Raw genomic sequence first — 19,436 nt, 5'->3', positions numbered from 1 at the left:
CACCGAGCCGCCTCAGGCGAAGTTTTCGTTCCAGACATCCACACCCAGTTTGACGATCAGCGCCGCCACGACGATGAGAAAAACGAGGCGCACGAACTTGCTTCCCCTGGCGACGGCTGTCCTGGCTCCCAGATAGCCCCCAGCCATGTTGGCCAGTCCGAGGACCAGGCCCACTCCCCACAGCAATGAGCCATGCGGCAGGAAGAAGATCAGTGCTCCGGCGTTGGTTGCCATGTTGACGATCTTGGCTTTGGCGCTGGCTTCCAGGAACGCGTAGCCCATGGCCGAAACCAGGGCAATCACCAGGAATGAACCAGTTCCCGGGCCGATAAGACCGTCGTAGAAACCGATGACACCACCAATGAGGCAGGCCACAACATAGTGTTTGTGGCCGTCATGGCGCAAGGCCGTCAGCTCGCCTGCGCCGGGACGCAACGCGGTAAAGATGGCGACGGCGATCAGGGCCAGGACGATGATCGGCTTGAAAACACTCGCGGGCAGTGATGCGGCGAGGATTGCGCCGCCGAAGCTCCCGGCCAGCGCAATCACCGCCATGGGAATCGCGGTCTTCAGGTCCGGCCCTACACGGCGGTAGTACGTCACGGCACTGGTGGTGGTCCCGAAGATGGAACCCATTTTGTTGGTCGCCAACGCTTGGACAGGCGTGATGCCGGGCACCAGCAGCAGGGCGGGGAGCTGGATCAGTCCCCCGCCTCCAACTACTGCGTCAATCCAGCCGGCTGCGAATCCAGCCACCACAATCAGGATGATCGTGGTGAGCTGGATGGAGTCGAAGCCCGAAATCACCGGGAACGAACGGCGTTGACCACGTAATCCACGGCCTTGTCGACGGCGACATTCTCTGCCTCGCCGCTGCGACGGTCCTTGATTTCGACAACGCCATCTGCCAGTCCGCGTCCAACAGCCAGGATGGTTGGCACACCCACGAGCTCGGCGTCGCCGAACTTGACGCCGGGAGATACCTTGGGCCGGTCATCGAAGATGACGTCCAGCCCGGCAGCCTCGAGCTCGCTGGAGAGCCTCTCGGCGGCCTCGAAGATCTCCTCGCCGCGTCCGACAGCCACGACGTGGACATCGGCCGGAGCAACCGAACGGGGCCACACGATGCCGCGTTCGTCGTGGTTCGCTTCAGCCAGGGCAGCAACGGCACGGGTCACGCCTACTCCGTAGGAGCCCATGGTCACGACAACCTGCTTGCCGTTCTGGTCCAGGACCTTGAGCTCCAGGGCTTCGGCGTACTTGCGGCCGAGCTGGAAAATGTGTCCCATTTCGATACCGCGTGCGGTCTCCAGGGGCCCGGAACCGTCGGGGGCGGGATCGCCGGCACGCACCTCAGTGCTCTCGATGACGCCGTCCCACCCAAAGTCGCGGCCTGCCACCAGGCCGAAGACGTGCTTGCCCTCGGAGTTGGCACCGGTGATCCAGCTGGTGCCGGACACAACGCGGGGGTCGACCAGGAACAGCACTTTGGAGGAGCCTTCAAGTCCAAGGACAGGCTGGTCAAGGGACAGCCCGGGGCCGATGTAGCCCTTCACGAGCCACGGCAGCTTCTTGAGGTCTTCCTCATTTGCGGCCTCAAGCCCGATCTCCCCTGCGATAGGCAGGTGGGATCCGATGTTTGCTTCCACGCGCTTCAGATCAACGGCGCGGTCACCCGGAACGCCGATCACCACGATCTGGCGCTCACCGGTTGGCAGCGTGACGGCGAGGACAACATTCTTGAGCGTGTCAGCGGCAGTCCAGGGGCCGTCGTCGGAACCGGTGCGCGGAGCAAGCTGGTTCGCTGCGGCGACCAGGGTCTCGATGGTGGGCGTGTTCGGTGTGTCCAGGACCTCGGCGGCAGGGGCGTTGCTGAAGTCGATGTCGTCCGGGACAACGGTGGTGACAGCTTCGACGTTGGCGTAGTAGCCGCCTGCGGAGCGAACAAACGTGTCCTCGCCGATCTCGGTGGGGAACAGGAATTCCTCGCTCTTGGAGCCGCCCATGGCACCGGCTGTGGCAGCAACGGGAATCACTTCAAGGCCCAGCCGTTCGAAAATCTTCAGGTAGGCGGCCCGGTGGGCGGCGTAGCTTGCGTCCAAGCCGGCGTCGTCGACGTCGAACGAGTAGGAGTCCTTCATGATGAACTCGCGGCCGCGGAGGAGGCCCGCGCGGGGACGGGCTTCGTCGCGGTACTTGTTCTGGATCTGGTAGAGGCTCAGCGGCAGGTCTTTGTATGACGAGTACAGGTCCTTGACCAGGAGGGTGAACATTTCCTCGTGCGTGGGGGCCAGCAGATAGTCGGCACCCTTGCGGTCCTGGAGGCGGAACAGGCCTTCGCCGTACTCGGTCCAGCGGTTGGTCGCCTCGTAGGGTTCGCGCGGAAGCAGTGCCGGGAAGTGGACTTCCTGGGCCCCGATGGCGGCCATTTCCTGGCGGATGATTTCTTCGACCTTGCGCAGGACGCTTAGGCCCAGCGGCAACCAGGTGTAGATGCCGGGCGCGGCACGGCGGATGTAGCCGGCGCGGACCAGGAGCTTGTGGCTGGCGACCTCAGCGTCGACGGGATCTTCACGCAGGGTGCGCAGGAATAACTGGGAAAGGCGAAGGACCACGGGTACGTATCCGTTTCTTTGGCAGGTGTGGCAAAAACAACTGCGTACTAATCTACCGGCTTGCGGCCTTGCGCCTTTAAACGTACGGATCCACCCGCTGCGTTGCCCTGAACGCGGAAGAGCCACGCCTTCGCGAGTGGAAGCCCCTGGCCGCCGTGGGCTGGTCATCCTGCGAGGGCGTGGCTCAACGGCCGGCCGGCCGCAAGCGTTATCCGTTGACTACTTGGTCTTGCCCTCCAGGGCGACGAGTACGCCTGCGACTGCGAAGAACTTATTGCTGCCGAGCTCGCGGATGGTGTCGATACCCAGGGAATCCTTCAAGGCTTTTGCCGTGGCATCGGTGACACCTGCCAAGGCGGCCGGAGATGCATCCAGAATTTCCTTGAGACTCTTGTCCTCGTACGCCTTGTCCAGTGCTTTGGAAAGATCAACGCCAACTGCCATTGTCACGATTCCCCTCAGTGATCATCCGCGCCCCAACGACACGGTTGGGATGAACCTATGTGATGACGGACACGATTTCAAGGATTTTTGTACTTTCGATGGACAAGGAAAATCCTTGACCCGGTTGAGAAGCAGTCTTAGCTTTAATTCATCACTTGGTGAATTACTTGATATTCGTGAGGCCACCATGTCGCACATTGCCCGTCACGCCGCTCCCCCACCCGCTGCCGCCATCAGCGCGTCAGGGCTGCACGTTTCACTGGGACGTACCCGCGTCCTGCGCGGCCTCGACTTCTCAGTGGAATCCGGCCGGATAGCGGGACTGCTGGGGCCATCGGGAAGCGGAAAGACCACTCTGATGCGCGCCATCGTCGGAGTCCAGCGGATTACCCGGGGCACCGTCACCGTCCTCGGCTTGCCCGCCGGAAGCACGCCGTTGAGGCACGACGTCGGCTACGTCACCCAAGGCGCCAGCGTCTACGGGGACCTCAGCGTCGAAGCGAATGTCCGCTACTTTGGCGCCATGCACGGCGCGACGGCGGCCGACGTCACCGAGGCGATTGCCGCCGTCGGGCTCCAGGACTTCGCACGGCAGAAAGCCGCTGACCTGTCCGGTGGCCAGTTCAGCCGTGTGTCCCTGGCATGCGCGCTGGTGGCCCGCCCGAAACTGCTGGTTCTGGACGAGCCAACTGTCGGTTTGGATCCCGTGCTGCGGGCCGAACTCTGGGAGCGCTTCGCCGCCATGGCTGAGCAGGGAACCACCCTTTTGGTCTCCAGCCACGTCATGGAGGAAGCCTCCCACTGCTCCACCTTGCTGCTGTTGAGGGACGGCCTACTGCTGGCCCAACTCACACCGGCCGAGCTCGCCGAACGCGGACACAGCGACGACCTCGAACGGGCGTTCCTGACCATGATCAAGGCCGCTGGCCGCGGCCAGCAGGAAAGCCAGGTGGCATCGTCATGAACCTTAGAATGACCATCGCAACCACCGCCCGCGTCCTGGGCCAATTGCGGCACGATCACCGGAGCGTGGCGCTGATCCTCGTGGTGCCGGCCCTCCTGCTGACGGCCGTGTACTTCCTCTACGAAAACGAAAGCCTGCCACCAGGGGCGCCCAGGACGTTTGATCGGGTGGGCCTGATGATGCTGGCCATCTTCCCCTTCGTGGTGATGTTCCTGGTCACCTCCATCACCATGCTCCGCGAACGCACCTCCGGGACCCTGGAGCGGTTGCTGACCACACCCATCCACAAAGCGGACCTGCTGTTCGGCTATGCCTTGGCCTTCTCCATCATGGCCGCCCTGCAGTCCCTGGTGGCCACGGCGGTGGCGTACTGGATTTTCCATCTCGACATCAAAGGAAGCCCTTCCCTGGTGGTACTGATCGCCGTGATCAATGCGGTCCTGGGGGTTGCCCTGGGCTTGCTGTGCTCGGCGTTCGCCCGGACGGAGTTCCAGGCCGTGCAGTTCATGCCGGTGGTGGTGGTCCCCCAGATCCTGCTGTGCGGACTGTTCGTGGCACGGGAGCACATGAATGAGGTCCTGGACGGCATCTCGGGCGTCCTGCCGCTGACTTTCTCGGTGGACGCCCTGAAGGAGATCGCAGGCAATTCCGAGGCGACGTCGGCGATGTGGCAGGACGCCTCGGTGATGGCTGCGATCGTGGTGGGCGTGTTGGTGCTGGCGTCGCTGACCCTGCGGCGACAAACGCGATGAGCCTCCCGCAGCTGCGACGCGGCCGACGCAGTCAGGAAGATCACTCCAGGGAAGCCATACTGGCTGCCGCCCGGGGGCTTTTCGCGGAGCAGGGGTTCGATGGAACAAGCCTGCGCCAGGTAGCCCGCGAAGCCGGCGTGGATCCGGCCATGGTGCACCATTTCTTCAAGGGCAAAGACGAGCTGTTCGCAGCAAGCGTCGAATTGCCGGCGGACCCCGCGGCGGTCCTGTCCGACGTCGAAAACGCAGACCCCCAGGTGAGGGCGGAAGTCATTGTCCGCGCCATCCTTGAGCTCTGGGAAGGCCCGGCACAGCACGCCATGGTGGCCTTCGCCCGCGGAACCATCGGCTCCAAGGCCAAGACGGCGCTGATGAAGGAAGTGGTCAGCAGGGCGGTCCTGCCACGGATCATGGGGGGCTTGCCGGGCTCCGCCGAGGAAGTGCGGCTGCGCGGAAACCTGGTGGCTACCCAAGTGGTGGGCCTCATGCTGGCGCGATACGTGATCCGGCTACAGCCCCTGGCGTCCGCCCCACCCGAGGAGGTGGTCCGCTTGGTGGCCCCGAACATCCAGCACTACCTCACCGGCAACCTGGCCTCCCCAAGTAAGTAGCAGTACATGCCGTTATGACGCTCCAAAACGACATGTACTGCTACACAGTTTCCAGCGGCTACTTGATGAGATCGGCAGCCTGGTCCAGCATCGCCTCAAGCTTGGGGAGATCGGAATCCGAGACCTTCGTACCGGTGGACTGTGCCACCAGGACGACTCCACTCTTGACCGTGCTGACGAACAGCTGCTCCTGTGATCCCGCTTCCCCAGCTGCAGTGCTGTGGTAGGCGATGGCCCCCGGAGTCTTCGCGGAGGTGGGCAGCGCCTTAACGCTGGCATGCACCACGCTTCCCATGACTGTCATCTGGATGTCACCACAGGCAGCGAGATCCTTGGCACTGTTCTCGGCAACGGCTTTGACCTTGTCCTCCGAGGCTCCGGAGAACAACGACAGAAGGTGAGCTGTTTCAGCCGTTGAACTGGCCGAGGCGCCGATGCTCATCGTGGCGCCTTCTTCCATCTGGATACCGCCACCAGTCAGGAAGCTTGTGCAGGACGCGGGCTCAATGACGCTGTTCGCCAGGAGGTCCTTCACTTGCTTCATGGTGTCGGCCATCTGTCCATCCGGCATCACCATAAGCTTGGTGCCCTTGCCGTCACGGACGTCGCCCACAATCTTTGTCAGCTCCGCCTTTGAGTACGAGCGGAATTCAACGGGCGTGGGTGTCGCCGTTTCGCTGGCCGGCGCGGACGCCGCTTCCGTGGAAGTACCGGCACCGCTGCACGCGGCAAGGCCCATAACCAACAGTCCTGACACGGCAAAACCGCGCAGCGCATTCTTATTCATTTGTTCCCCAACGGATTTTTGAGTGATGCTTGGCATGCGCCAACCGCGATAAGACTACAAGCAGCCGGCTCCAGTCCTAAAACAGGACCGTCGCGAACGTGCCCACCTGTTCAAAACCCACGCGCTCGTAGGTGGCACGGGCTTTGGTGTTGTAGTCGTTGACGTACAGGCTCGTCACGGGCGCAAACGACCTTGAGAGGTTAACGACGGCGGCCATGTAGCCGGCGCTCTGGCCGCGGCCACGCAGCTCCGGATTCATCCACACGCCCTGGACCTGGGTGACTTCCTTGGTAACAGCCCCTAGCTCGGCCTTGAAGACCACCGTTCCGGAAGCGTCGATATGCACCAGCGAATGGCCTTGCCGGATGAGGCCGGCCACCCGTTTGCTGTAGAACTCCTGGCCGCCCAGAAACGGCGAGTAGCCTACTTCTTCTTCGAACATGGCGGCACATGCTGGCAGGATCCTGTCGAAATCGGCCATTGAGCCAAAAGTCAGGGCAGGATTGGCGCTGATGACAGGGCCGCCGGAGATAGAGAGAAGTGGCTGTTCGGCGCGGACCTCATGGGCCAGGTGGCCCAACTGCTCGAAGCGGGAATAGAGCGCAAGCACTGTCTCCGCCGGCCCGAAAATCGAAGCGTACCGGCGACCGTTTTGATGGGCGGCGTTGGCCACGTAGCCAGCCAGGCCGGGATCCAGCTGGACGGGGACCAGGTTGGCTCCGGCCCAGCAGGCACCCAGGAGGGTCTCGCCGTCGAAGACTCCGAACACGCTGGCCCCGCCGCTGGTGGGTGCCGCGGTGCCCGTACTTTCGAGATGGGCGAGGATAAAGACGTTGGCCACCGCGTCCTCGTTTGCGAGCGCACGAAGAGCCAGGGTGTCGGCACCGCCGAGCACCCTGACCCCTAAGCCGTTCTCGTTACGAGACGCTAACCACGGGGCTACCCTTGACAGCATCTTCGCCATCGGCCTCCCCCATCTCTTCAGCGATACGCATGGCCTCTTCGATCAGTGTCTCAACAATTTCGCTCTCCGGCACAGTCTTAATGACTTCGCCCTTCACGAAAATCTGGCCCTTGCCGTTTCCGGAGGCCACACCAAGGTCCGCTTCGCGTGCTTCACCCGGTCCGTTGACTACACAGCCCATCACGGCAACCCGCAGCGGAATCTCCATGCCTTCCAGACCAGCCGTCACCTGCTCCGCGAGCGTGTAAACGTCTACCTGGGCACGGCCACAGGACGGGCAGGACACAATCTCCAGCTTGCGGGGGCGCAGGTTCAGGGACTGCAGGATCTGGTTGCCCACCTTGATCTCTTCCACCGGAGGGGCGGAGAGGGAAACGCGGATGGTGTCGCCGATCCCGCGGGAAAGGAGCGCACCGAAGGCCGTGGCCGACTTGATGGTGCCTTGGAAGGCCGGGCCGGCTTCGGTGACTCCGAGGTGCAGCGGCCAGTCGCCTTTCTCTGCCAGCATTTCGTACGCGGCCACCATGACCACGGGGTCATTGTGCTTGACGGAGATCTTGAAGTCGTGGAATCCGTGCTCTTCGAACAGGGACGCCTCCCAGACAGCGGACTCAACGAGCGCCTCCGGAGTAGCCTTGCCGTACTTCTTCAGGATGCCCGGCTCAAGGGAGCCGGCATTGACGCCGATGCGGATGGAGGTGCCGTGGTCCCGGGCCGCTGCGGCGATTTCCTTGACCTGGTCATCGAATTTGCGGATGTTGCCGGGGTTCACCCGTACGGCGGCGCATCCTGCTTCGATGGCGGCGAAGACATACTTGGGCTGGAAGTGGATGTCGGCGATCACGGGGATCTGGGACTTCCGGGCGATGATGGGCAACGCTTCGGCATCGTCAGCGGAGGGGCAGGCAACGCGCACAATGTCGCAGCCGGATGCCGTGAGTTCGGCAATCTGCTGGAGGGTGGCGTTGATATCGGTGGTGGGCGTCGTGGTCATCGACTGAACACTGATGGGCGAGTCAGAGCCGACGCCAACGGAACCAACCTTGATTTGCCGCGTCTTACGGCGCGGGGCAAGGACGGGGGGTGGGGCTGCTGGCATTCCCAGGCTGACCGAGGTCACGTGGACTCCTTGGGTTGGGGTGGATCGTTGTGGTGGAGGAAGCCCGGGCTAGGAAGCGTGGGCTGCCAGGACGCCAATGATGGGGGACCATTCCGTGGTGCGGATGCCGGCGATAACTCCGGCTTCGGCGAATGGATCCTGCTTGAGGAGGTCATTGAGTTCTGCTTCTTCAGAGGACTTGAAGATCAGCAGGGCACCAGCACCGTCGCCGTACGGGCCGCTGGCGAGGAGCTTGTTGTCCTCTGCCAGTTCGGCGAGCCAGGCACGGTGTGCTGGGCGGGCTTCGTCGCGGAGGGCGTCGGAATCGGCGACGTATACATACTCAACAGCGAAAACAGTCATGGTGCTAGCCTATCCCCCTTGCCCGGCAGGAAAGGTTCACAGTGGCGTGAATAGTCATGGCTCAGCCGAAGATGTTCACGGGCTTGACGATGTCCGCGTAGATCAGCAGGACGCTCATGCCAAGCAGCAGCGCCGCCACGACGTAGGTCACGGGCAAGAGCTTGGCAATATCGAAGGCTCCGGGGTCCGGCCTTCCACGCAACTTGGCCACCCGGCGTCGTATTCCTTCGTACAGGGCACCGGCCACATGGCCGCCGTCGAGCGGCAGGAGCGGGATGAGGTTGAAGATGGCAAGTGCGAAATTCAGTCCTGCCAGCAACCCGATCAGGGTGGCGATCCTGGCCTCGAGCGGTACCTGCTCCATGGCCGCTACTTCACCGGCAACCCGGCCAACGCCCACCACGCTGATGGGGCCGTTCGGGTCCCGCGGTTCTTCGCTGAAGGCTGCCTTGGCAACCCCGACCACCCTGGCGGGCAGGTTGAAGATCACACCGGAAATCTGTTTGATGTTCTCCCCCGCCATGGGAAGAACGGCCGACGCCGGTTGGGGCACCAAGGCGCTTTGCGATCCGATGCCCAGGAAGCCGACTTCCTGGTACTGCAATACGCCATTGGCGTCCTGGGACTGCCGGCCATCGGCGCCGATGACAGGGCGCGATGAGAGTACAGGTGTCACTGTTGTCTCGACGGACGCACCGTTCCGTTCCACCGTGATGGGGACTTCCCTCCCGGCGGAGGCACGGATCCAGCCGGTCAGCTCGTCCCAGTTGGTGACGGGCTTGCCATCAAAGGAAGTGACGGTGTCATTGGGCTGGAGCCCGGCCGCTGCGGCCGGAGTGAGCTTGCAGTCGGCAGAGTCGGGGTCGACGGTTTGTCCTGCAGCCACCTGGCATTTGGAAACGTCGGCAATGGTGGTGGTTGCTTTGGCAACGCCGAAGCCCATGAGGAGCACTGCCAGCAGCACCAGGCCAATAACCATGTTCATGGCCGGTCCGCCGAGCATAATGATGATCTTCTTCCACACGGGAAGCTTGTAGAAGACCCGCCGCTCATCGCCGGGTCCTACTTCTTCATGGGCCACGGAGCGCGCCTCCGTGGCGAGCGTCTGGAACATGCCGGTACTGGAAGGACGGACGCCGCCGTCGTCCTTGTTGGGCGGGTACATGCCGATCATGGAGACGTAGCCACCCAAGGGCAGCGCCTTGAAGCCGTACTCCGTCTCGCCCTTCTTTTTGGACCAGAGCGTGGGCCCGAAGCCGATCATGTACTTGGTGACGCGCACCTTGAAGAGTTTCGCCGGCACCAGGTGGCCTACCTCGTGCAGCGCAATGGAGACGGCGACGCCGATTGCGACGAAGACGACTCCAAGAATGAAGAGAAGGACGGGACTCATGCCGGTGGGACTGCTTCCGTAAGGGTTTGGGACTACAGGGCGCTGCTTGATGCTAAACGATCGTGGGTTCGGGCTCGTGCCCACTTCTCAGCATCCAGCACGGACTCCACTGTCAGCTCAGAGGAGCCTGAATGTTCGCTGAGGACGGATTCGACCGTGTCAACGATGTCCGTGAAGCGGATGCGGCCCGCATGGAAGGCTTCAACGGCTTCCTCATTGGCCGCGTTGAACACTGCCGGGAAGGTGCTGCCTTGCTTGGCTGCGTCCTTGGCGAGGTCGACGGCGGGAAAGGCCACAGCGTCCAGCGGTTCGAACGTCCAGCTTGTGGCCTGCGTCCAATCGCAGGCCTTCGCAGCGTGCGGAACCCGGTCCGGCCACCCCAGTCCAAGGGCGATGGGAAGGCGCATGTCCGGCGGCGAGGCCTGGGCGATGATGGATCCGTCCACGAACTGGACCATCGAATGGACCACGGACTGGGGATGGACCACCACATCGATCCGGTCCAAGGGCACATCGAAAAGCAGGTGGGCTTCGATCACTTCCAGGCCTTTGTTGACCAGGCTGGCTGAATTGGTGGTGACCATGAGCCCCATGTCCCAGGTGGGGTGTGCCAATGCTTCCTGCGGGGTGACGTGGTGGAGCTGTTCGCGGGAGCGGCCACGGAAAGGACCCCCGGAAGCTGTCAGGATCAGCTTCTCGACTTCCTGCTCGGTCCCGGACCGCAGGCATTGGGCGATCGCGGAGTGCTCGGAGTCGACAGGAACGATCTGGCCCGGGCGGGCAGCTGCCTTGACCAAGGCACCACCAACGATCAGCGATTCCTTGTTTGCCAGGGCAAGGGTGGCTCCGGTGCCGAGCGCGGCGAGCGTGGGGGCAAGTCCGATGGAGCCGGTGATGCCGTTGAGGACGACATCGCATTCGATGGCAGCGATCCGGGTGGAGGCGTCGGGCCCGGCAAAGATGTCAGGGGCGAAGTTCTTCAGGCCGGCTTCAACCGCGGCGGCCTCGATCAGGCGCTTCAGGACCGCAGGATCACCCTGCGCAATGCCCACTGCCTGGACCCGGGTGTGGACCGCCTGATTCGCGAGAAGCTCCAGGTTCCCTCCGCCGGCGCTCAGCGCCACAACCTCGAAACGGTGCGGGGCGGCGTCGACGACGTCAATCGCCTGTGTGCCGATGGAACCTGTGGACCCGAGGATGACGATCTTGCGCGGCTGCATGGCTTAAGTATCCCAGCCGGCACCGGGAGCGGCGAACGGGGTGCCCTGACGTAGAGGCGCTTTGCTTGACCGCTGGACTCCCCCGCGTACGGTGGAATTGTGGAATGGCTGTCCTGGTTTGATGCATGGGACTACGAGTTCGCCCGCCAAGTGCTGCAGCGGGGCACAGCGGCACTCTACGCTGTCGCCTTTCTGTCAACGTTGAACCAGTTCCCCACCCTGTTGGGTGAGCGCGGGCTGTTGCCCGTGCCGGGTTTCCTGGGCCTGGCCCGGCGGATGGGCAGGCCCACTATGTTCCGCCGCCACTACTCCGATGCGATGCTCAGGGCTGTGTGCTGGGTGGGAATCGCCTTGGCGGCGCTGTTGTTGCTCGGCGTCCCGCAAGCAGGCCCTCCGTGGCTGCCGATGCTGGCCTTTCTTGCCCTGTGGTTTGGGTACATGTCCATCGTCAACGTCGGCCAGACGTTCTATGGGTTCGGCTGGGAAATCCTGCTTCTCGAGACCGGATTTGTCGTGGCGTTCCTTGGCTCGGACCAAACGCCACCGCCCACCCCCATCCTGGTCCTGATCACCTGGCTGGTGTTCCGGCTGGAGTTCGGCGCGGGCATGATCAAGATCCGGGGCGGAAGGGAGTGGCGGGACATGACGGCGATGTACTACCACCACGAGACCCAACCAATGCCCGGCCCGCTCAGCAGGCAGGCCCACCTTCTGCCCCGACCGCTGCACAAGGTTGAAGTGATCGGCAACCACTTCGCACAGCTGGTGGTGCCGTTCTTCCTCTTTGCGCCGCAGCCACTGGCCAGCATCGCCGCAGGGATCATCATCGTCACGCAACTCTGGCTCGTGGCATCCGGGAACTTCGCCTGGCTGAACTGGGCGGCCATAGTGCTGGCTTTCGCCGCCGTAAGCGACCCCGTTGCCCACGCCGTCTTCCCGTACATCCCGCTTGAGTGGCACCCGGGCGCCCAAACCCCGGTGTGGTGGCTCGCCGTCGTCGTCCTGGTGACCGGCTTGCTGCTGGTCCTGAGTTATCGACCGCTTCTGAACCTCTTTTCACGACGACAGCTCATGAACGCCAGTTTCAACCGGTGGCGCCTGGTCAACGCCTATGGAGCGTTCGGGACCGTCACCAAACAGCGTATCGAGATCGTGGTGGAAGGCACCATGGCCGTGCAGCCGGACGCTCCCGATGACAACTGGCAGGAATACGGCTTCAAGGGCAAGCCGGGCGACGTTCGCCGCCTGCCCCGGCAATGGGCGCCGTACCATCTGCGGCTGGACTGGATGATGTGGTTCCTGCCGCTGCGGACCGTGCACGAGGATTGGTTTTACGCTTTCCTCAACAAACTGCTGGAGGCGGACGCGCCAACGCTTCGGCTGCTTCGCCATGACCCGTTCGACGGCGAGCGCCCCCGTTGGGTGCGGGCGTGCAGCTACCTGTACCGCTTCGCCACCCGGGCCGAGTTCCGTGAAACCGGCGATCGCTGGGTGCGGGTGCTGCTCGACGAAGCCATTCCGCCGCTCAGCCCCCGTCCTGATCGGCGACACTCAGCCTAGCGCCCGCGGAGGTGCAGTGGACTCGCGGACCACCAGGTGCGTGGCCAGTTCGACCCGGCGGGAGTCGATTTCCTCCCCGCTCCGTTGGCGGAGGATGAAGTTCAGTGCCGAACGTCCCATGTCCTGCAGGGGCTGGGACACAGAAGTCAGCGGCGGGAGCGACTCTTCCGCCTGCGGCGTGCCATCGAATCCGACCAGGCTCATGTCCTCCGGAATGCGGATATTCTGCCGCCTGGCCTCCGCCAGGACGCCAAGGGCAATGCTGTCGCTGCCGGCAAAAATTGCCGTTGGCGGTTCGTCCAGGGCCAGGAGTGATTTCATCGCGTCCACTCCGTTCGTGGACCGGAAGGGGCCTGCTGAAATGTATTCCTCCACGACAGGTACGCCTGCCGCCATGAGGGCGGCCATATAGCCATGCAACCTGGCTTGGCTGCATTCGGCGCCGGCGGGCCCTCCTATGTGGGCGATGCGACGGTGTCCAAGGTCGAGCAGGTGGGTGGCTGCGGCCTTTCCGCCGGCCCAGTTGCTGGCCCCAACACTGAACACGTTTCCCGGCGGCGGGTTGAGGGGATCGACTACGACGACAGGTATCCGGCGACGCTGGAATGGCTTCAGTTGCCCGGAACCGAAGGCCGACGTAACAACGATCATGCCGCTGCGGCCCTCGTCGAGCATGCGCTGTGCGCGATCTTCAGGTCCCAACGGCGAGCCGGCCTGGCGGCTGGTGACAGAGAGGATGACCTCCATGTCCGAGGCTGCGGCTTGCTCCAGGATGCCGTTGAGTACTTCCACGGAGTAGGCGGAGTTCAGGGAGTCGAAGACTACCTCCACAGCGTGCTGCAGGGGAGGGCTTTTCCGTTGGAGCGGGGACCTGTAGCCCGTCCTCTGCAGTGCTGCAAGAACGCGGTTCCTGGTCTCCTCGGCAACATCCTGCCGGCCGTTGACCACCTTGGATACCGTCGGCGCCGAAACGCCCACTTCCTTGGCGACGGCGGCCAGGGTCAACTTGGGCGGACGCACTTCTCGAACCATGGTTCCCAACTTTCGAAATCTTTCGACGTGCAATTCAGTATGGGCTGGTAACCCGGTAAGCGCAAACGAGCATCAAAGTCCTTGGGTAAGAAGTATTGACGGACCGTTAATATGGCTTTAGTTTAGACCGTGACCTAAATCATGGTCTCGAAATATTTCGATAAATTTCGAAACCGGTCACTCTTTTTTGGCAGTAAGCACCAAGGCTTGCTCGATGATGCGACTACCCCTGGAGAAGCAATGAAGCAGTTCCAATCATCCCGGCGTTCCTTCCTGGCCCTCGCGGCTGTAACTCCCTTCGCCGTCATGGCCACGAGCGCCTGCGGCACGTCCGGTCCAGGCAGTGCGAGCGGAGGAGGAGCCAGCATGTGGTTCCTCACCGGTGAGCCCAACCAAACCACCATGCAGAAGGCCGTGGATGCATTCGGATCGGCTAATCCGGATAACAAGATCGCCGTAACGTATTTCCAGAACGATGCCTACAAGACCAAGATCAAGACCGCCATCGGCGCCGGCCAGGCCCCCACCATCATCTACGGCTGGGGTGGCGGTGGCCTGAAAACGTACGCCGACGCGGGACAGGTTGAAGACCTCACCAGCTGGTTCGATTCCAACCCGGACCTCAAGAACAAGTTCTTCCCCTCCTCCTTCGGAGCAGCAACGGTGGACGGTAAGATCTATGCCCTTCCCAACCAGTACGTGGCCCCGATCGTCCTCTTCTACAACAAGGACCTTTTCGACAAAGCCGGAGTCCAGCCGCCGAAAACCTGGGAAGACCTCATGTCCCTGGTCAAGACCTTCAACGACATGGGCGTAGCCCCCTTGTCCTTGGGCGGACAGTCCCGTTGGACCTCCATGATGTGGCTGGAATACCTGCTGGACCGCATCGGGGGCCCTGAAGTCTTCCAGGCGATTTTCGACGGCAAGCCCAATGCCTGGATGGATCCGGCAGTGATCGAAACGGGTACCAAGATCCAGGAACTGGTATCCGCGGACGGCTTCATCAAGGGCTTCTCTTCCATCACAGCAGATTCAAAGGCAGACCAGGCCCTCCTCTTCACAGGCAAGGCGGCCATGATGCTCCACGGCTCTTGGACCTATGGCGCAATGAAGAAGGACGGACAGAACTTCGTCCAGAACGGAAAGCTCGGCTTCGTGAACTTCCCGACCATTGCCGGCGGCAAGGGAGACCCGAAGAACGGCGTCGGCAACCCGGCCCAGTACATGTCGATCTCGGCCAAGGCCACGGACAAGGAAAAGGAATCGGCCAAGAAATTCTTCAAGGACGGCATCATGACAGATACGGTCGTGGACGCCTACATCAACTCCGGCTCGGTTCCGATCGTCAAGGGCATTGAAGCCAAGCTTGACTCGTCCCCGGACAAGGACTTCCTGAACTTCGTGTACGCCCTGGGCAAGGACGCCCCCAACTTCCAGCAGTCCTGGGACCAGGCCCTCAGCCCCACGGCCGCCGAAGCCCTGCTGAACAACATTGACCAGCTCTTCCTCAAGTCGATCACCCCCCAGCAGTTCGCTGAGAACATGAATGCCACCCTGGGCAAATGAGTTCGGCAACCTCGCACAGGGCCGTCCCGGCCCCCCAGAAGATCCGGGAATCCGTTAAGCAGAAATCCGCGCTTCCCTGGCTGACGCTTCCGGCTTTGTTCTTCTTCGTCGTCTTCGCCGTCGTACCCCTGGTCGGCGTTTTGGCCCTGAGCTTTGCCAATTGGGACGGCATCGGCGCCATCGGAGTGGCCGGTATGGAGAACTGGACGTCGGTATTGTCCGACCCGGAGCTCTACAACTCACTGGGCCTGACTTTCATGATCATGATTGTTTCGTGGCTCGTGCAGACACCAATCAGTCTGTTGCTCGGCGTCTTTACGGCCGGAACCCAGCGCTACAGGGCCGCGTTGGCGGTGCTGTACTTCCTGCCGCTGCTGCTCTCCTCAGCTGCGGTCGCCATCGCCTACAAAGCCCTGCTGGACCCGAACTTCGGCCTGGCGATGGGCCTCGGGCTTCCGTTCCTTGCACAGGACTGGTTGGGTGTCCCCCAACTTGCCCTCGGTTTGATTATCTTCGTGATCGCCTGGCAGTTCGTGCCCTTCCACACACTCATCTACCAAGGTGGTGTTCGGCAGATCCCCAAATCGCTCTATGAAGCGGCCCAGATCGATGGTGCGGGAACCATTAAGCAGTTCTTCCACATCACCCTCCCCCAGTTGAAGTACACCATCATCACCTCATCAACCCTGATGGTTGTTGGATCCCTGACGTACTTCGACCTCATCTTCGTCCTCACAGGTGGCGGACCGGGCAACTCCACCCGGATCCTGGCGCTCGACATGTACTTGCGTGGCTTCCGGGCCAACCTCATGGGACCTGCAAGCGTCATCGCAGTCATCCTCGTCGTCGTTGGCCTGGCGCTGGCCTTGTTCCTCCAACGCCTTGGTGGCAAGGACCAACAGGGCAGCCAATTGGAAGGTATGTAACGTGAGTACTGTCCTCAAGAGTGATTCAAAACCCGGGACACCCGCTTCGGCGGCATCATCCATCAAGGCCAAACAAAGCCTTGGCACACGGATCAGGCGGCTCAACATCCCCGGCGGCCTCGGCGGCTGGATATGGCTCGCCGTCATCATCATTCCGGTCTACTACATCGTCATTACCAGCCTGAAGACCTCCGAAGGATACTTCGGGCAGAACCCGCTGGCCCTGCCGACGGCCCCAACGCTGGAGAACTACCAGTTGGTCCTTGAAGCCAACTTCGCCACCTACTTCATGAACAGCGTCATCGTCACACTGGGATCGGTTATCCCCACGGTCCTGATCGCCTTCATGGCGGCCTTCGCGATCGTGCGCGGCAAGGGCAGGTACTTGAAGTTCGTCAACGGTGTCTTCCTGATGGGACTGGCAATTCCCCTTCAGGCCACCATCATCCCGATCTACCTGATGATCATCAGCTTGAATCTTTATGACAGCCTGTTGGCCATCATGCTTCCGTCCATTGCGTTCGCCATACCGCTGACGGTATTGATCCTGTCCAACTTCATCCGCGACGTTCCGAACGAGCTCTTCGAATCCATGCGCCTGGACGGATGCAGCGAGTGGCAGACCATGTGGCGCTTGGCTCTTCCATTGACCAAGCCGGCCATAGTCACCGTAGCTATCTACAACGGCCTGCACGTCTGGAACGGCTTCCTCCTCCCGCTGGTGCTCACCCAAAGCCCAGGGCTGCGCGTCCTACCCTTGGGCCTGTGGTCCTTCCAGGGCGAGTTCAGCGTCAACATTCCCGCCGTTCTCGCCTCGGTTGTGCTGAGCACACTGCCCATCCTGGTGATCTACGTCCTTGGACGCCGCCAGTTGGTGAGCGGCCTGACAGCCGGCTTCAGCAAGTAGAAAGGATTCCCCTGTGACACACGCAAAACCGCTTCGCGTCGGAATGGTGGGCTACGCGTTCATGGGCGCCGCCCACTCCCACGCCTGGCGCACGGCACCACGCTTCTTTGACTTGCCGCTGACGCCTGAGCTGACGGCTGTAGCAGGCCGGAACCCGGATGGGGTCAAGGCAGCGGCCGCGAAGTACGGCTGGGCATCAACTGAAACTGACTGGCGGCGCTTGGTCGAGCGTGATGACATCGACCTGATCGATATCTGCACACCGGGCAACACCCACGCAGAAATTGCCATCGCCGCCTTGGAGGCCGGCAAGCACGTGCTGTGCGAGAAACCATTGGCCAACTCCGTTGAGGAGGCCGCCAAGATGACGGCCGTTGCGCAGGCAGCGGCTGAACGCGGAGTCCTGTCGATGTGCGGCTTCAGCTACCGCCGCACTCCGGCTTTGGCACTGGCAAAACGAATGGTGGAGGACGGCCGGCTGGGCGAAATCCGCCACGTCCGCGCCCAGTACCTCCAGGACTGGCTCAGCGACGCCGATGCGCCCCTGACCTGGCGGTTGGACAAATCCAAGTCCGGCTCCGGCTCCCTGGGTGACATCGGCGCACACAGCATCGATGCCGCACAGTGGATCACAGGACTGAACATCACCGGTGTCTCAGCGTTGCTGGAGACGTTCGTGAAGGAACGCCCGATCGGCGGGAATTTCGTGGGGCTCGGCGGACACGGCGGTTCTGACGGACCCCGTGGCCCGGTCACCGTGGATGATGCAGCACTGTTTACGGCACGTTTTGGGACCGGCGCTGTTGGAATCTTCGAAGCCACCCGCTTTGCTCTCGGACGCAAGAATGCGATGCGCCTTGAACTCAACGGGACCAAGGGTTCTCTGGCGTTCGACTTTGAAGATATGAACTCGCTGCAGTTCTACGATTCCGCACTGGAACCGGACGCCGGCTTCCGGAAGATCATGGTCACGGAACCCTCCCATCCCTATACCGCCAACTGGTGGCCGACAGGACATGGCCTTGGCTACGAGCACGGATTCACGCATCAAGTGGTGGATCTCGTGAATGCCATCGGCGCAGGTGAGCAGCCCTCGCCGTCGTTCGCTGATGCGTTGCAGGTCCAGAAGGTACTGGCCGCCGTCGAAGCCAGCGCGGAGAACTCAAGCCGCTGGGAAAACGTCGAAAAGGATGCATCATGACCCGACCCATCACCCTCTTCACCGGCCAGTGGGCCGACCTGCCCTTCGAAGAAGTGGCGCGGCTCGCAGGCGAGTGGGGCTTTGACGGCCTGGAAATTGCCTGCTGGGGAGACCACTTGGATCCCCAGCGGGTGGTGGAGGACGACGCCTATCTTCAGGGCAAGCTGGACATCCTGGAAAAGCATCAACTCAAGGTTCACGCCATCGCCAACCACCTCACGGGCCAGGCGGTCTGCGATGACCCCATCGACGAACGGCACCGGGACATCCTCTCCCCCGAGGTCTGGGGCGACGGCGACCCCGAAGGCGTGCGCCAACGTGCGGCAGAGGCGATGAAAACCACTGCCCGCGCGGCGGCGAAGCTGGGGGTCAAGACAGTCACGGGATTCACCGGCTCATCCATCTGGAAGTGCGTGGCCATGTTTCCACCCGCTTCGGAGGCCATGATCGAGCGCGGCTACCAGGACTTCGCCGAACGATGGAACCCCATCCTGGATGTCTTTGACGAAGTCGGCGTCCGTTTTGCCTTGGAAGTCCACCCGTCCGAGATCGCCTACGACTACTGGACGGCCAAGCGCACCCTCGACGCCATAGGGCCGCGCGATAGTTTCGGCCTGAACTTCGACCCGTCGCACTTCATCTGGCAGGACCTGGACCCGGTGATGTTCCTGCAGGACTTCGCCGAAAAGATCTTCCACGTCCACGTTAAGGAATCCGTCCGGCAACTCAATGGACGCAACGGACGCCTCGGTTCCCACCTGCCATGGGCCGATCCCCGCCGCGGTTGGGACTTCGTCACTGCCGGCCACGGCGACGTGAACTGGGAACCGATTTTCCGCACCCTCAACGCCGTTGGATACGAAGGACCGACCAGCATCGAGTGGGAGGATGCCGGGATGGACCGGCTGGTGGGAGCTCCCCAGGCTCTTCGAATGGTCCGTGAACTGGCGGCCATCCGTCCCCCGGCCGCTGCCTTCGACGCGGCTTTTGCAACACGCTGAACACTCCAACCCGACTCGAACGACAACGCCC

19 protein-coding genes are annotated in these 19,436 nt (G+C 62.4%); 9 read left to right on the top strand and 10 right to left on the bottom strand.

The window, feature by feature from the left end:
- Window positions 1-12: 12 nt before the first annotated feature.
- From N5P29_RS07735 to N5P29_RS07725, 3 genes are all read right to left on the bottom strand, one after another.
- Entirely contained in the window at window positions 13-807 is a 795-nt protein-coding gene (locus N5P29_RS07735; RefSeq protein ID WP_262278025.1) for a sulfite exporter TauE/SafE family protein, read from the bottom strand.
- Complete coding sequence (locus N5P29_RS07730) at window positions 804-2,615, bottom strand: proline--tRNA ligase (protein ID WP_262278024.1); 1,812 nt, start codon at window positions 2,613-2,615, stop codon at window positions 804-806. The genes N5P29_RS07735 and N5P29_RS07730 overlap by 4 nt, the downstream gene beginning before the upstream one ends.
- Before the next feature lie 219 nt (window positions 2,616-2,834).
- Window positions 2,835-3,059 (bottom strand): hypothetical protein, encoded by a 225-nt coding sequence (locus tag N5P29_RS07725; RefSeq protein WP_262278536.1) that lies wholly within the window; start codon window positions 3,057-3,059, stop codon window positions 2,835-2,837.
- Window positions 3,060-3,246: 187 nt separating this feature from the next.
- Here N5P29_RS07725 and N5P29_RS07720 point away from each other — a divergent pair, with 187 nt between their 5' ends.
- The 3 genes from N5P29_RS07720 to N5P29_RS07710 are packed head-to-tail and all read left to right on the top strand — an operon-like array spanning window position 3,247 to window position 5,386.
- Window positions 3,247-4,023: an ABC transporter ATP-binding protein gene (locus N5P29_RS07720; RefSeq protein ID WP_262278023.1), complete on the top strand. Its 777-nt coding sequence runs from the start codon at window positions 3,247-3,249 to the stop codon at window positions 4,021-4,023.
- Between the two features lie 8 nt (window positions 4,024-4,031).
- The gene (locus N5P29_RS07715) at window positions 4,032-4,775 is read left to right on the top strand and encodes an ABC transporter permease (RefSeq protein WP_262278022.1); all 744 of its coding nucleotides are present in this window, start codon (window positions 4,032-4,034) and stop codon (window positions 4,773-4,775) included.
- Window positions 4,772-5,386 carry a TetR/AcrR family transcriptional regulator gene (locus N5P29_RS07710; RefSeq protein ID WP_262278021.1) on the top strand — a complete coding sequence of 205 codons (615 nt, stop codon included), beginning with the start codon at window positions 4,772-4,774 and terminating at the stop codon, window positions 5,384-5,386. Before N5P29_RS07715 ends, N5P29_RS07710 begins: the two co-directional genes overlap by 4 nt.
- Window positions 5,387-5,444: 58 nt before the next feature.
- Here the strand turns inward: N5P29_RS07710 and N5P29_RS07705 are convergent, their stop codons facing one another.
- From N5P29_RS07705 to dxr, 6 genes are all read right to left on the bottom strand, one after another.
- On the bottom strand, window positions 5,445-6,173 hold the full coding sequence (locus N5P29_RS07705) for a hypothetical protein (RefSeq protein WP_262278020.1): 729 nt from the start codon (window positions 6,171-6,173) through the stop codon (window positions 5,445-5,447).
- Window positions 6,174-6,249: 76 nt separating this feature from the next.
- Window positions 6,250-7,128, bottom strand: coding sequence for a GNAT family N-acetyltransferase (locus N5P29_RS07700; protein ID WP_262278535.1), 879 nt, complete (start codon window positions 7,126-7,128; stop codon window positions 6,250-6,252).
- Complete coding sequence (gene ispG, locus N5P29_RS07695; protein WP_144663005.1) at window positions 7,091-8,257, bottom strand: flavodoxin-dependent (E)-4-hydroxy-3-methylbut-2-enyl-diphosphate synthase; 1,167 nt, start codon at window positions 8,255-8,257, stop codon at window positions 7,091-7,093. The genes N5P29_RS07700 and ispG overlap by 38 nt, the downstream gene beginning before the upstream one ends.
- Window positions 8,258-8,305: 48 nt before the next feature.
- The gene (locus tag N5P29_RS07690) at window positions 8,306-8,599 is read right to left on the bottom strand and encodes a YciI family protein (protein ID WP_144663004.1); all 294 of its coding nucleotides are present in this window, start codon (window positions 8,597-8,599) and stop codon (window positions 8,306-8,308) included.
- 61 nt (window positions 8,600-8,660) lie between these two features.
- Window positions 8,661-9,992, bottom strand: coding sequence for a M50 family metallopeptidase (locus N5P29_RS07685; RefSeq protein WP_262278019.1), 1,332 nt, complete (start codon window positions 9,990-9,992; stop codon window positions 8,661-8,663).
- A gap of 32 nt (window positions 9,993-10,024) precedes the next feature.
- Window positions 10,025-11,212 carry a 1-deoxy-D-xylulose-5-phosphate reductoisomerase gene (dxr, locus tag N5P29_RS07680; RefSeq protein ID WP_262278018.1) on the bottom strand — a complete coding sequence of 396 codons (1,188 nt, stop codon included), beginning with the start codon at window positions 11,210-11,212 and terminating at the stop codon, window positions 10,025-10,027.
- Between the two features lie 99 nt (window positions 11,213-11,311).
- Here dxr and N5P29_RS07675 point away from each other — a divergent pair, with 99 nt between their 5' ends.
- Window positions 11,312-12,772: a lipase maturation factor family protein gene (locus N5P29_RS07675; protein WP_262278017.1), complete on the top strand. Its 1,461-nt coding sequence runs from the start codon at window positions 11,312-11,314 to the stop codon at window positions 12,770-12,772.
- Here the strand turns inward: N5P29_RS07675 and N5P29_RS07670 are convergent.
- The gene (locus N5P29_RS07670; protein WP_262278016.1) at window positions 12,764-13,804 is read right to left on the bottom strand and encodes a LacI family DNA-binding transcriptional regulator; all 1,041 of its coding nucleotides are present in this window, start codon (window positions 13,802-13,804) and stop codon (window positions 12,764-12,766) included. The genes N5P29_RS07675 and N5P29_RS07670 overlap by 9 nt on opposite strands.
- A gap of 240 nt (window positions 13,805-14,044) precedes the next feature.
- On the opposite strand from N5P29_RS07670, the gene N5P29_RS07665 reads away from it, so the two are divergent.
- The 5 genes from N5P29_RS07665 to N5P29_RS07645 are packed head-to-tail and all read left to right on the top strand — an operon-like array spanning window position 14,045 to window position 19,405.
- Entirely contained in the window at window positions 14,045-15,370 is a 1,326-nt protein-coding gene (locus tag N5P29_RS07665) for an extracellular solute-binding protein (RefSeq protein WP_262278015.1), read from the top strand.
- Window positions 15,367-16,296 carry a carbohydrate ABC transporter permease gene (locus N5P29_RS07660; RefSeq protein WP_262278014.1) on the top strand — a complete coding sequence of 310 codons (930 nt, stop codon included), beginning with the start codon at window positions 15,367-15,369 and terminating at the stop codon, window positions 16,294-16,296. The genes N5P29_RS07665 and N5P29_RS07660 overlap by 4 nt, the downstream gene beginning before the upstream one ends.
- 1 nt (window position 16,297) lies before the next feature.
- Window positions 16,298-17,203, top strand: a complete 906-nt coding sequence (locus N5P29_RS07655; RefSeq protein ID WP_262278013.1) for a carbohydrate ABC transporter permease — start codon at window positions 16,298-16,300, stop codon at window positions 17,201-17,203.
- Window positions 17,204-17,216: 13 nt separating this feature from the next.
- Complete coding sequence (locus N5P29_RS07650) at window positions 17,217-18,404, top strand: Gfo/Idh/MocA family protein (protein ID WP_262278012.1); 1,188 nt, start codon at window positions 17,217-17,219, stop codon at window positions 18,402-18,404.
- Window positions 18,401-19,405, top strand: a complete 1,005-nt coding sequence (locus N5P29_RS07645) for a sugar phosphate isomerase/epimerase family protein (protein ID WP_262278011.1) — start codon at window positions 18,401-18,403, stop codon at window positions 19,403-19,405. The genes N5P29_RS07650 and N5P29_RS07645 overlap by 4 nt, the downstream gene beginning before the upstream one ends.
- The last annotated feature ends 31 nt before the right edge of the window (window positions 19,406-19,436 follow it).

It is taken from the genome of Paenarthrobacter sp. JL.01a, from assembly GCF_025452095.1.
GTDB lineage: Bacteria > Actinomycetota > Actinomycetes > Actinomycetales > Micrococcaceae > Arthrobacter.
Note: the sequence above shows the minus strand (reverse complement) of the source record. Positions and strands in the feature narration are given on the sequence as shown.